Here is a 14845-nt window from a genome sequence, read left to right as displayed (position 1 = left end):
CAGAATTATCTAGTAATTTACCTAATGTTCAACTTGCCACAAAAACAAAATAACTTTCCAGAAGATACTGTTTTTAGATTTTTTTAGAAGATAAAGTTTTTTGCTCCGTCGTTTTTTGTAAAGAATCAATTTCCTCTGATATAACAGATTTTAGAGGAACGGCACCAACCGGCAATGCTTTTTCAATAATTAAGTCAGAACCTTGTTTGGCTAACCATTGCTGTAACTTGGTAAAATCACTACACCAAAGGGTTTCAATATCACTATCACGTTGTTGATTGTTTTCGGAAGTCAATTTAACTGCTCGTACCTGCATGCGTGCCACCTCAGCGTTAGCGGCTAACTCTATGCCGTAACCAGGTTTAGAAGGATTACGCAAAACTAATCGCCCATCTTTCGCCCACTGTGTATCCATTCCGTGTCGTACTTCATATCCTAAGCTAGCCAGTCCCTGTAAAATAACTTGTTGTCTGTACATCGCTTCTGTTTTTTCTGTGATTTTTGCCAGCGTATGTTCGCAATTATCTATTAATATTTTCAATTCTTTAACACTCATCGTGTCAAGTTTATTAAAATCAAAATCTAAAGGCTCCGTTGTTTTTTGTTGTAATTCAGCGATTAATAATTCCAATTGTGCTTGTAAAACTCCACGTTCCTTGGCCTCATTAATCGCTTGAGCTAAGTCAAGAATAATACTATCAAGTAGTAGTTTCTTACGGCTAGGTTGTAACTCCTGCTCAATGTTGTTTAAGCGCTCAATAAATACATCATAAACTTCTTTTTGTTCAAGTGATAATTCTGCAAGATAGTGTTCAATTTTTTGTATATAAGGGTCTTTTTGCAATTCAATATTTTGTTGTTCTAACCAGCTTGCAAAGGTTTGCGTGGTGTCATCAACCACCATACGATCCAGCAAAGCTTGTTGCTTTTCTGAAAGTTCTTTGGTGTTTTTAGGCGTGAGTAAATTAAAGGCTTTCGTTAAAAGCTGATTAACATTCCCCTGATATTTACCTTTAATCGCTTGCTGTAATTCGTTATTGAATTGATCGGTGAGTACAACTTGTTTATTATTTAATAAATTAATGAGAGCTTTGATATTTTCTTTTGCTTGCTTTTCTTCAATAGCTTGCTGACTTTTTGCAGCGACCTTTAATTGTCGACGTTGTGCGATATCGTCACTTAGACTGGTTATTTCAATCGGTACAAGTCTTTGTATGTCTGAGAAACGTTGCTCTTCTAACATTTGATCAAAGGTTTTTCGTTTTGCAATGATTGTTTCATAAAACTTTTCATCTGTTTCATTCAGCTTATCCATTGCTTTTTGCCATTGCTTAATTGATTGATCCAGACGGGCCAAATAGCCTTTGCTGGTAGCCGTCAATTCTTCTAGCGTAACAATTTTAACAACTTTTGGGCCACTCATTGACTAACCTCAGGTGCTAATACAGTTTCAACCAACGTTTTTAGACGTTTCTTTTCATGCTCGCTATTTTCATACCACTTATGTGATGAAATACGTAAAATATTAGGAATTGCACGTTTTAAAACCGATTGTCGCCAGATTTCACGTGATCTGGCATGATTTAACAATGAGTGAATTGGTGCATCACATTCAATCCCAATACTGTATAGTTTCGTTGCTGGGTCTTCAATCGCAAAATCTAACGCGAATACACCATTACCTGATTGACGCATATACCCTACCCCCAAAGACTGGATAAAGGCTTCTACATCATCAAGAAAAGCATCTTGTTGCTTAGTCTCTGTTCTATCAATAACCAACTGGCTATAACCCGTAACCCGATTAAGTAGATCTTTACTGTAATCAAATTTACCTTCTGACAATGCTTTAGCATAGGCTAAATAGCACTGTAAATAATCTCTAGGTGTAGTTGGGCTCTGTTTGCCAGATAACATATCAGAAATAGCGTCTATCGGCATCGAGGAGACTAAAATTACTTTTTTTCGAGCTCGTGTAATGGCCACATTAAGTCGCCTTTCTCCACCTTGTTGGCCTAATACGCCGAAATTACGTCTAAAGACTCCTTTCTCATTGCATCCGAAAGTTGTCGAGAACACAATAATGTCCCGTTCATCGCCTTGTACATTTTCAACATTTTTAATAAAAATGGACATATCTTCGCCGTTGTCCATACGTTGATTTTCTTCTTTGAAGATGTCGGCAAACGTTTCATTTTCAGCTGCTTTTTCATAAAAAAACTTTTCAATTAAGTCTGCTTGTTTTTTATTAAATGTAACCACGCCTATAGAAGGAGGTTTGCCCGAGGACTGCTGCCAAATATTGCCCACCACTTGAACAACTTTTTTGGCCTCTTTTAAATTTGTTTGTTGTTCATATACTCCATTAGCCCATATATACTCTATAGGCTGTGCTTGTTTAATCATATCTAACGGATGCCGAACGGGTATATTTAGTTGATTCATATAGAAAGCAGCATTCGAATAATCAATTAACTCTCGATATTCCGAACGATAGTGAATTTGCAGGCCTGTTGTTGGTAATACTGAACGAGCAAGTTGTAGTAAATCAGGACAATTCGTAATTTCTTTTGAGTCCCATGTGCCTTGTAATATTTCTTGTTGTTCTTCATCGGTTAATTCAGCGCTTAAATTAAGATCTAAATCTTCCTCAAGCTCTACTTGAGCACTAAAGAAAGAGCTAGGTGGCATTTGCTTTTCATCCCCACTCACGACAGCCACTTGACTGCGATAAAGTGAAGGTAAAGCATATTCGACAGGCATTTGTGAAGCCTCATCAAAAATGACCACATCGAACAAGCCTGCTTTTAAAGGTAATAGCCGACTCACAATATCAGGATTCATTAACCAAATGGGTCTTAAGCTCATAAGCCCTAACTGCACACCTTGTTCTACAAACTCGCGCAATCTTCTCGCACGCTGCCCGGTTAATCGGGTAATATCTTCCCATTCTCTAGCGCTCGCTAACTTACCGACAGGAATATTGTGCGTAAATAAGGTTTTATTTAATTCACGGATCTCTTCATCAGCTGAGGCTAAAGCCTGAATTTGTTGTTGAATTTCATCCTCATTGGTTAGCAGTACAGGATTATCTTGCTCAATACGTGCTTTCCATGTCTGTTTAGCCTCATAATTTAATAATTGTCTAAAACTTTTATCAAGGGCTGTAGTGGGTAAATGAGTTAATTCTTCCTGATAGAGCCTTAAACGTTCAAACAACTTAATAGCCTTGGTTGATAATTGTGGAACACGTTTTCTAAAATATTGGTAAGCTTCCATGGTATCGAGTACACGGTTAATTTCTATCAGCAACAGCGGAGAAATTTCATTTTTTTCGATGGACGTTTTGCAGTTTCCATAGAGAGTATCTTCAAAATAACTCACTAACGGCAATAATGCCTCTAAAGAAGCTTTACGTGAAGCATATCTTTCAAAAGCGGTATGATAATCATTTAATAAGTGTTCGAATGCCACTTTACCTTGTAGGACTGACTTTTCAACTTCTTCACAGTGAGGTGCTGACATAATTCTTTTAGCCCATTCTTTTACCTCTTGCAAACTTGTTAATGTTTCATTGACGACATTTTTTATATTAAGGTTTGTACGGTTATCAGGCACAGGCAATTGTAGTCTAGCGCATATAGTCTGTATTTCTTGACGAATGGGGCGATATTCTTGCTCAAGCACCAATGCATTATAAAGCTTAGGAATGCCCTCCAAATTCGGCAGTTCGCCTTGTGATGCTAAAAATGCTAATAACGCCTGTTTTGATCTATAATGTTTAATACTTAAGAAACTATACCATGGCCTAGGCATTAACATCAGTCGAGCTTTATTTGATAAATCATTTAATTCATCTAACTCTAACAAACAAAGTTTAAGGGATAAATCACACCAACAGCTTTCATTTAACAGTGCTAAGCGCTCTTTCAATAGAGTCAGTTGGTTAATCAGTAAATCGCCTTCTAATACAGCGGAAGAATCAACACCCAACTTAAAAAAAGTCAACCATTTTACTAAACGTGCGCGAATACTTTCTGAGATCGTCAGAAAATGATCCCCCTCTGCTTCAATCCATTGCTGGTAGGGTTTTGGGTTGTCTACTTCAAAGCGCGTACAATGAGTTAACTTACCCATTCTTAGCTGTTCAACACTTAAAAAATGGGTAAAGAATTTTTTAAAATCTTCTAGTGTCGCTAAATCATGGGAAAATGCTTTTAAATGAATTAGAGGACTATTTTCATAACAGGATGGCAACCAAAAACGCACTAGCGGCGCACACTCATTTTCTAATGCTATTAACTGTTGTGGATCGCAATCACTTATCACTGATCTTATTTGAGGAGCTGCAAATAACTGATAGTTTTTATTAACACCTATTAAATCAGCAATCAATTCTCTATAGCTTAACCCCGTTTGAGGATCTTGTTGATGTAGTGCCTCGTGATGACTATCTAAACGATTTTCTAAATCTGTAATTTTGGCTGCAACTCGCTTACGCTTTTCGATCCAATCCGTTCTTTCAGGAAATTTAAATAATAATCCCAGTTGTTCTCGTATACTACTAATCACCGAATTTCTATTTGCATTAACATCATTGACCATAATACTTCGAGAATCTAGCCCCTCAGCAGCTAAGCGTTTATATACCACCTCTAAGGCAGCTTTTTTTTGGCAAACAATCAACACAGTTTTATTTCGACCAATCGCATCGCCCACCATATTTACAATGGTTTGGCTTTTCCCAGTCCCTGGAGGCCCCTCAATTAAGAGTCCTGAGTCTTGTCGTGCTTGCAAAACGGCATTTTCTTGCGATGGGTCACTGGACACTGAAAAATAGCGATCTAACTCTGCCGGCTTTTCAGGAATTTCAGCAACTGCTTGATAAGGCTTTAAACGCAGTGCTGTTTCTAACGCAGTATTAACAGGTGATAATTTCTTTAAACGGTTAAGTTCTTCACCGATGGATTGACCTAAAAAGTTTACATCAAATAACACAGCCGAACATGCAAAGCAGACTTCACTAAGTTCAGTGTCAAAATTAATAGGTAGATTTTGCACTTGCCGAGACGATACACTCCCCAAATTAGTTAATGTATCCATAACTTCGAGTGTCGTCAGCGCAGATCTCGCTAATAACTCATCTATAACGCTTTTCCAATCTTCATACAACGCCTTTCCCAACATACCTTCTAATGCAGGATTAACCCTGATTTCTTCACGTTCATTATCAAATGCTAAAGTAATACGATTGGGAACGCCCATATCATAATTAAGTGTAATGGGCCAAAGTAATAGCGGAGCAATACGAGGTAATCGATTGCTATTAGGCTCTTGATAAAGCAAAAAAGGGAATCCCATGTACAATCCATTAATCCCCGTATCTCTTCTACAGAGATTAGATTGACGGTATAAATTACGCAATTGATACTCGATAAAGTTGTTGGCTTGAAAGGCTTCCAGATCAATAGCTTGCGGTCGGCTATTGCGCTGTACAATATGATCTAACAATTTATTGGCAGACGTTCTTTCTGTACCTAATAAATTAATATCGACACGCGCAGTGTACATTCCTAGACGCATTCTCACTAAAGGGCCTTTTAATATAGACGTAGTGACTTTTTTATGGAAAAAATCAATAATCTGAGAGGTATACTGCCGTTTATGGGGCTTAACCCATTTTTCAGGTCCAATACTTAATAAAACCAACAATTTCGGTAATGGCATGCGTTTTTCAAGACGGTATTGTTCTGCCCATTGGTCGACTTCATCCACCCCCGTGCTGGCAAACCCCTCTATTCGTTCATTTAACTGTTGATAAAGAGTCAAACGTGGTTGCGCGATTAACCTTCTTAACGCCTCATCATCAACCATATCAATGTTTAATTTCTTTCCTAATTTGAGTGACTCTTTAAGTACTGTATCTAATGATTTAAACTGTCCAAGCTCAGCACTGAGTAAAACAATAAAATCCTCTTCGCTAATGATACGTCGCTCTAATAATGACAGTAGCCCTGCATTATTTGCATCCGGAAACAGGGCACTTTTTTCCGACCATATGGCTGCTAATTGGGCTCGAGAAGCAGATAACAAATGGATTCTTAAAACTTCCTCATCAAGTTTTATTTGTAAGTTCAAAGCACGCTGACGAACTGTATTAGCTCGCTCATGTAAATGCCATAACCACACCTCAGACGCTTTTAGTAAACTTGGAATAACCCCTGAAATAAGCTGGTATCCATCACTAGGATGTTGCAATAACCAATTTGGCGTCACAATATTACCGGCTATAATGAGTGGGATGTCAGGATTTAAAATCTTTAATACCACCATCAATTGCATATCCGATGTTAAATCCGGCCTACGCATAACCTCTCTGATAGTGGCTAGACTCGTGGCGTCAAAATCTGCTTGCTCTAACCATGTCACCAAATTACCTCGAGACAAAAGCTCTGTCGCCTCTTGCCAATTAACAGGGTTAGCTGCATTTAATGCAAATAATTTAACTCTATGGTAACTTTTTCCACCTAAGGAAATACTCTTATCGAGATCAACTTCTTGCGCAGCCGCTTGCACCATTTCGGGAGCAGCTACATCCTCGCCGTTAATCCATGCTTGAACTTCAGACCATTGCCAGCGACGATGATGATCTTTAGCCAATAGCCCTCTTAATAGCAACTGTAACCGAGGGTCTAATGTGGTTGGAATATCTACACCACTAGCCAGTACTTGAATGATAAACGCTTGTGTATTTACGCCCTCAAAGCATTTACCTTGTGTCAATTGCTCTAGTAGAATAACGCCCAAGCTCCACCAATCAGAAGCGACACTCACACCACCTGCTACAACTTCTGGCGCAGTATAAAAAGTAGTTGCCAAAGGCGATATGACTTCTAGATCAAACTCTGAGAGCCTTGCTGAACCAAACCCAGTAATCACTAAATCCAGAGGTTCTTTTGTTCGCACTAATAAGTTATTAGGTCTTAAATCACAATGACGTAAACCGGCTGCGGTAAAAGCATTTAGTGCTTGACCTAGCTCTGTCATGACATGGCGAATAGTATCCATATCATTAATGACCATCCCCAGATCAGCTAATACTCCACCTGTTAATTCTTCAGCCACAACATAAGCTTGGTCGTTCCAACGACCTTTAGTAATAATTTCTGGCACATGCTCACGAGGAAGGTTACGCAAGACTTCATATACATCAATATTTGGCTCAGCACCAGTATGATAGAGCGTTAGAACTGCACGTTTTTCATCATGTAATCTTTTGACCAAATAACGTTCACGCACGCCATCTGTTTGACTAATAAGTTGCAGTAACTGCCAATCATCAATGGTGGTAATATCAGACTCTGTTATGGTTTCTTCATGGTTAGAAGATATTCGTTCTGGATTTTCTGAATTATCTATCTCGGCTAAATCAGCACCGCACTCCATGCAAATTAAATCACCTGTATCCATGATATGGCCATTAACACAATGTGAAACAGTGATTTCTGGCAACACATCATTGACCGTTACAACGCTCTGGGGGCGCCATCCTGTTTCACTAATAGTTACTGATGACAAATCCCAACCACAGGGTTCATCGTTAATAGTCCCTTCACAGAAAATCTCATGAAGAGATCGCTCTGTTTGACAATTAGGACAAAACCGCATCATTGCCATTCTAAAATCCTTAATACTTTGTTTTATCAGCGGTCACTTTTATCTGGTGCCCTTGTTGCTTTAAAAGATTATGTAATTTTACGAAATCATCGCGCCTAGGAATGCCGGCAAACCAGACAACACCTTCTGCATCAAACATGACATCTAATACTTTATCCTCAGTTGTAACTGCTTGCTGATAATAGGCAAATTTTTCTACAGCTTGTGAAGTAAAACAATGTAAACGTTGATTATCACTACCTCTTAACCTTAAAGTTTGTGAACTCTGCCGTTGAAAGGGGTCACTGATTAACACATCAATGTAAGGTTTAATTTGCTGTAACTGGTCGGTAATATCTTCAACGGCATACCCTGTGTACACTAAAATATCGACCTTTGTTCTTTCGCGTAACTGAACCACAATAGCCAATAACGCCTCAAATTGATCGAACGGTTCCCCGCCAGAGATAGTAATCCCATCAATCAAAGGTAGGTAAGAGGAAAGCTTCATCATCAGTTGTTCAATTGGAATTAACGTTTTTGCTGTTGCCCATGTATCAACTGAAATACAACCCTCACAACGTAAACTACAACCTTGAAACCAAATACCAAGTCGCCTACCTGGTCCTAGTGTTGTTACTGGAAAATGAATACGCGAGATACCAACTGTTAACACCATTTACTCCAAAATTAATTGTCCTATTTGCAACTGAGTTACCACTAATGTTTGACCTTTTTGAGGGTTTAACTTAAACAACTCACGAGCCAATGGATTTAATAAATAAGCCTCAATGTGATTACGTATTCCTCGACCACCATTTGATAAATCAGCTAAAGCAATGTTTCTCAAACTGTCTAATGCTTCTGGGGTAAAGGATAAAATTAACCCTTGTGATTGTAAATCTTCAATCACACCATCGATCATTTGTTGGAATATTTGCTCCGCCACATCAGGACGAATAAAGTCAAAGACAATAATATTTTCGCCTATCCTATTCAATATTTCGGGGCGATTTAAAACAAATTTAAAATGCCGCTCAATTTCATTTTTTACTTTTGCTTGAACATCATCAAATTGAACATTAGCAGTAACGTTAGGAATGCGCTCACCTGTTTCGGTCAGTTTATAAATTCCAAGATTGGATGTAAAAATGATGAGTGCCTCTGAAAAATAAACACGCTCACCTCGACCAGAAGTTAGAACACCATCATCTAAAATTTGTAAAAATTTATCCATAACCCGAGGATGAGCTTTTTCAATCTCATCAAATAATACGACACTAAACGGTTTTTCTCGTATTGCATTGGTTAGCTCCCCTCCTACATCATAGCCCACATAGCCGGGAGGTGAACCAATTAAACGCTGATCGGAAAATTCTGAACTAAACTCAGACATATCAAAGCGAATGTATGCGCTTTCATCATTAAAGAGCAAACTGGTAACTGTTTTGGCAAGCTCTGTTTTACCTACACCTGTTGGACCTGCTAAAAAAACTACGCCACGAGGTCTATTACCTTTTCGGTTAGCACCAATACCCGTAATTGCTCGCTTTATAATATCGAGCATATGGACAACCGCATGATTTTGTCCTTTAACTCGTTGATACACAAAGTTATCTGCTTGTGCTATTTTTTCACGATCAATTTTCTGCCATGGATCTTCCGTTACACCTACTTTATAGCGCCTTACGGCATCATTGATATCATCAATGCTCAATTTCTCTACTCTTGCCAATGTCGTAATAGCATTCATATCCAGCAATAACATCCCCTCTGTACTGTTAACAAAGGTTGTTTCCGCTTTTGCCAGCAATTCTGGCGAAGTTTGTTGCGAACCAGAAATACCTTTTATTAATCCAGAGGCTAATGCTCGACGAGCAGCGCTGTCTGGTTTAGAAACTGGAATATGACGAATTCGTGGATTATTTACTAATAACCAGTCAGGTAAATCCCCTTCTTTTTCTAGCAACCAAAGTACAGTATTAAAAAAGGGCGTACGATTTGTACCAGCTGGTCTTGCATTCACTCGATGAGAGAGTACTAATGCCCGCGTAAACAGCTGATGTTCTGCTGCACTTAAGTTATCTGCACGAATGGTCAGTTGTGAGGCAAAATCAATAATTAATGCAACAGGCTCGTCATTAAGATTAACAAAATTTTCTAATGCATTTCCCAATAAATCAATGCCTGCAGCAGCCCGCCCTTTTTCTGGCGTTAATCCTACTTGTTGTAATAATTTATCAATATCAATAGCTGGTAAATCTGGCGTTTGTAAACCATAAAACCCCGATAAAGGATCCCAAATCAGTACTTGACTATACCCTACATCGCGGAGAGCACGATATAACGCCAACTCAAATGTTTGTGGTGTAATAACCCCAGGAGCTACTTCACACGCTTGTAAATCCCTGATATTACCTGACAATACAAACTGGCTCTTTAAATGTAAAAACCTAATTAAATCACGCATCCAGCGTGGCTTATTAAACTGATAAGTCATGCCCAAATCCTTTAATAATAAACCTCCAATAATCACTACCATATATTATATAGAAACATATTGATATAACTAGCCTTAATAATTAAAGATATGTAATGTTGATACTACTTAAATAAAACTACTTAGTGCGTGAGAGGAAATTGGCTGACATTTTATGTCATTAATATTAATTACAGAATGTAAAGAAAAATGCTTAATTTCTACTTAGAAGATTATCTGATACTATTAAGTAATATGCTATTCTTAGATAGGCTAGGATATTTTAGATAATGAATGAGCCAATAATTAAAGCCCCTACTTGTAAAGCACCTATTCATCTAAAAAATCGCTTGGTAGTGAAGTCAGTCGGCATTTTAATGCTGTAGTTGCATTTTAAGACGGTATAGGTTTCTCCGTAGTTTCGTGTATTTAAATTGTCAAAAATGTCAAACATTAGAAAAACAAACACTAAATTTATTAGGCAAACAACGCCTGAAGCATTTTCTTTATTCCAAACCAAAATGAAAAAAAAGATTTTTAAAATAAAATTATTAATAGATGAATCGATTTTGGAACGTATTTTAGATTTTTGTGACGAAAAAGATATTAAGAAATTAAACGAACAACAATATCTTGTAAATTTTGACTTTATTGATGATGACTACAGTTATGGCATTTTGCTGAGCTTAGGTCATCAATGTATTTGTTTAGAGCCTGAGCATATACGTCACAAACTGGTTGAACGAGCGGAAAAATTAGTTAAATCTTATAAAAAATCGGTCAATTCATTGATGTCAAATTGTTCTATTAAATAACTTATCATCAATGAGTTGTTATGGTAATTCAAGTCCGTGAAAGTCAATTGAGTACCACAAGAAACTAGACCGTTAGCAAAAGCAATATTGGTGTCGGTATAAATATTTTATATATAATAAGTTATAAAGTTTAATTCATACCTCGTTTTCCGTTCCAATTTCAATATCCATAAAAATAGATAAACTTATCAAATTCAATAAAATTATATCAAGACTTTACCCTAGTACATATTGACAGATACTAAAAGTATAATTAAGCCCCCTCTTTTCATTATTCAATCGGATATACCTAATTATTCCAATTAGATTCAAATAACATTAAACAAAACGACTTTTAAAAAAGCCAAAAGATATCGAGTTTTATACTCTTTACATTAGATCTGATAGTTAATATCATATAAATTTAATACGGTATAGAATAATAATTATTATCTTTTTTTGTAAAAAAACTCTAAAAATTAAGATATAGATTGTTGTCGAACAACAAACCTAATAGTTATATAAACAGATAACTTAAAGTGTTTATAATTACGGAAAAGCTTTTGGGATATGATGAGGCTAAAGGCACAGAAAACGAATTCTCGAAGCTCTAAATTATAAAAATGAATATATTTACATTCTTCAAAAATTATTGATATCTAACCTAATAGATAACTTGCTAATTATGATAAATAATAAAGTTTATCTACTATCGTAGATATTTTTTAATGGAAGCGAAATAATAAGGGATAAATTATGGACAAAAATGCTCAATTTTTTGCCGATTATTGGCGCAATTCTTTAGTGGATTCTATTTTCGCAAAAGGTGGCTTGGATAGCAAAGACATTGAACAGTTTTTAATATGTGACTCGGAGGTATTGGAAAACGGTCAAATTAGCAGTGAATTAACTCAACAACTTTTTCAAAATGAGCCAGAAGATCGCAAAATTATTGAGGTCGTTTTAAGACCTAAAGTTTATCGAAATATAATTGAACATACTTTTGCCAAAAAAAATATTCCTGAGTTTGTTGTACCAGTAGCAACCAATGCATTATTAGCAAAAAATGGCAGACTATACCCCTTGAACAATGAAACTATTATATCTCGTGATATTTTAGAGCCACTGGTAAAGGGATCATTTTCAGTAGGTTCGGTAGATAACCTTGACCGCTATTTAACCTCTAATATTGTGTCGGGTATTAATTATCAGGAAGATGAGCAAGGAAATTGTGAATTAACAGAAGAAGAATATACCGTAGCTTGGAAAACCTATTTAAAAGATTGTGATTCACTGCTTAAAGCCATCGCTAAGGATTGGCTTGAAAGTGATAATACTTTTGAGTCATTAAATTACGGCTATATCATCAAAAAAGATGTTATCAAAAATGCAGCTATGCACATAGTTTCTTTATATGACAAGTTAGGTGATTCTACAGATGACATCCCTCTTTTTAGCAAATTCGCCTCAATACATTCAACGAAGAAACAACCTTGTTTAGCAGACAATAGTCTTTTTTCAAAACGGTTGGCTCACTCAGGTGATCAATTTCCTTTAGCAGATGCGCAACGAGATGCATTGAATCATTTGTTAAGTACTGAAAATGGTGAAATATTAGCAGTAAATGGCCCACCCGGAACAGGAAAAACAACCATGCTACTTTCTGTGGTGGCCTCAATATGGGCACAACATGCACTGGATGAAAGTGAACCTCCCGTCATTGTAGCTGCTTCCACCAACAATCAAGCCGTTACTAACGTTATAGATGCGTTTGGGAAAGACTTTTCTATAGGAGAAGGCGTTTTTGCAGGTAGATGGTTACCTGATATTGCTAGCTTTGGTGCCTATTACCCTTCTCGAAGTAAATCAGAGAAAGCTGAAAAAACATATCAAACCGAATCTTTTTTTACTCAAATTGAAACTCAACAATACTATGAAAAAGCAAAACAACACTATATAAATTGTGCGCTACAAGCCTTCCCTGAGTTAGATTTAAAAGATTGCTCTGTCAAAGATATCGTAAATAAACTCCACCAAGCATTAAAAAAAGAAGCGAATAAATTAGAATATATTGAAAAATCATGGCAAAACTTATCCAACCTACGCCAAGAGGTAAAGCAGCTTTATGGAGATTCTCTAACAGATACAAAAAATAAATATGATCAACAGTTACAAACTGAACAAGCAAGCAAAAGTCTTTGGCAAAATGTGGAAACATCTTGGCTACAATATCTTGCGAATGAAAGCATATGGCTTCCACTATTTTCATGGATACCGGCAGTAGCTCAAAAACGCTTATCAAACGCCAAACTTCACCTTAAAAAAATATGGCCGGCCGAACAAAAACAACAATGGCAAACGATAAATAGTATTTCCCAATTTGTTGAAAATAAACTTAACACACTCGAACTAACAATACAAAAAAATCAAAAAACGCTCAAAGAGATAGATCATATTATTTTAAAGTTAAATCAATCTTTGAATGATTGGCATATTGCATTACAGCCTTTGGGTATAACTGATAAAGACCAAGAAATAACATTCACTCAAGTTGATAAGCTTACAGATATTAAAATTCGCTTTCATGTATTCTTACTGACAACCCATTATTGGGAAGGACGTTGGTTAATGGATATGGAAGAGCTGCTTCCAGACCTAGAAAATTGGAAAAGAAAAAATGGTGCTGCACCAACTAAAAAGCGTTGGCATTTACGTATGAAGTTAACACCCTGTATTGTTTCCACATTTTTTATGTTACCAGCTAAATTTATCTACACCGGAGCAGAATATAAGAAAAATTACTTATATAGCTTTGCAGATTTACTTATTGTGGATGAGGCTGGTCAGGTATTACCCGAGGTTGCAGGGGCATCATTTTCTTTAAGTAAAAAAGCACTGGTTATTGGTGATACATTCCAAATTGAACCTATATGGTCTGTCCCTCCTAAAGTCGATATTGGTAATTTGCAAAAGGCTAAAATTATTTGCAGTTCAGATATTGAAGAGGAGTATGAGCATCTTAAAAAACTAGGAAAAACGGCATCCTTCGGTAGTGTGATGAGAATTGCACAACAAGCTTCCAATTATCATTATGATCCAGATATGGAGCCCGGAATGTTCTTATATGAGCATCGCCGATGTTACGATGAAATCATTGGTTTTTGTAACGAATTAGTCTATAAAGGAAAACTCAAACCAATGCGGGGTAGCTCACCTGAAAAAGCAAACCTTCCGGCGTTAGGTTATTTGCATATTGATGGTGTCTGTCAAAAGGCCCATACCGGCAGTCGTTTCAATAAATTGGAGGCGACAGTTATTGCGAAATGGCTTGTCGAAAATAAAAACATTTTAGAAAATCAGTATAAAGAACCAATAAATAAAATTGTTGGCATTGTTACCCCCTTTGGAGCACAAGTTGCAGAAATAAAGAGAGTGATTAAGGAGTCAGAATGTGGAATCAACGTTGATGATGAAGAGGATTCATTAACTGTCGGTACAATTCACTCCTTACAGGGAGCAGAAAGAAAGATCATTATCTTTTCAACAGTTTACTCAAAACATGCCAATGGTAATTTTATTGATGATAAACCGAGCATGTTGAATGTGGCAATTTCACGGGCAAAAGATAGCTTTTTAGTCTTTGGTGATATGGATATATTGGATCCTTCTTCAAAATCACCGAGAGGAGTGTTAGCCAAATACTTATTCGCTAAACAAGATAATAAATTGTTTTTTTAAATATATCGCTAGGGAAAGATTTAACCAAATCAAACAATGGGAATTATCAAATTATTAAAAGAACAAAAAAACTAGCAACTATTGAAATCACTAATATATTAAATATCATGGATGATAGCTGTTAAAAAGGAGTGAAAGTTTCTGGATTGTTTAAAAAGATGGGATTTAATCTAACAGA

General features: G+C 36.6%; 5 protein-coding genes and 1 pseudogene. 2 read left to right on the top strand and 4 right to left on the bottom strand.

The window, feature by feature from the left end; all coding sequences use genetic code 11:
* Positions 1-73: 73 nt before the first annotated feature.
* The 4 genes from GYM75_RS05530 to GYM75_RS05515 are packed head-to-tail and all read right to left on the bottom strand — an operon-like array spanning position 74 to position 10156.
* Positions 74-1423 carry a hypothetical protein gene (locus tag GYM75_RS05530; RefSeq protein WP_220217162.1) on the bottom strand — a complete coding sequence of 450 codons (1350 nt, stop codon included), beginning with the start codon at positions 1421-1423 and terminating at the stop codon, positions 74-76.
* A complete protein-coding gene (locus tag GYM75_RS05525; RefSeq protein WP_370632162.1) occupies positions 1420-7671 on the bottom strand; it encodes an AAA domain-containing protein in 6252 nt (2083 codons plus the stop codon). Before GYM75_RS05525 ends, GYM75_RS05530 begins: the two co-directional genes overlap by 4 nt.
* Positions 7672-7687: 16 nt before the next feature.
* Positions 7688-8335, bottom strand: coding sequence for a 4Fe-4S single cluster domain-containing protein (locus GYM75_RS05520; protein WP_220217160.1), 648 nt, complete (start codon positions 8333-8335; stop codon positions 7688-7690).
* The gene (locus GYM75_RS05515; protein WP_220217159.1) at positions 8336-10156 is read right to left on the bottom strand and encodes an AAA family ATPase; all 1821 of its coding nucleotides are present in this window, start codon (positions 10154-10156) and stop codon (positions 8336-8338) included.
* Positions 10157-10566: 410 nt separating this feature from the next.
* On the opposite strand from GYM75_RS05515, the pseudogene GYM75_RS05510 reads away from it, so the two are divergent.
* Positions 10567-10950: pseudogene (locus GYM75_RS05510) on the top strand (WYL domain-containing protein); the annotation flags it as partial.
* 735 nt (positions 10951-11685) lie between these two features.
* Positions 11686-14667: an ATP-binding protein gene (locus tag GYM75_RS05505; protein ID WP_220217157.1), complete on the top strand. Its 2982-nt coding sequence runs from the start codon at positions 11686-11688 to the stop codon at positions 14665-14667.
* Positions 14668-14845 lie beyond the last annotated feature (178 nt).

The sequence above is a fragment of the Gilliamella sp. ESL0441 genome (assembly GCF_019469185.1).
In the GTDB taxonomy this organism is placed as follows: domain Bacteria; phylum Pseudomonadota; class Gammaproteobacteria; order Enterobacterales; family Orbaceae; genus Gilliamella.
The sequence above is the reverse complement of the archived record's forward strand: the minus strand, read 5'-3'. Positions and strand labels throughout refer to the sequence as shown.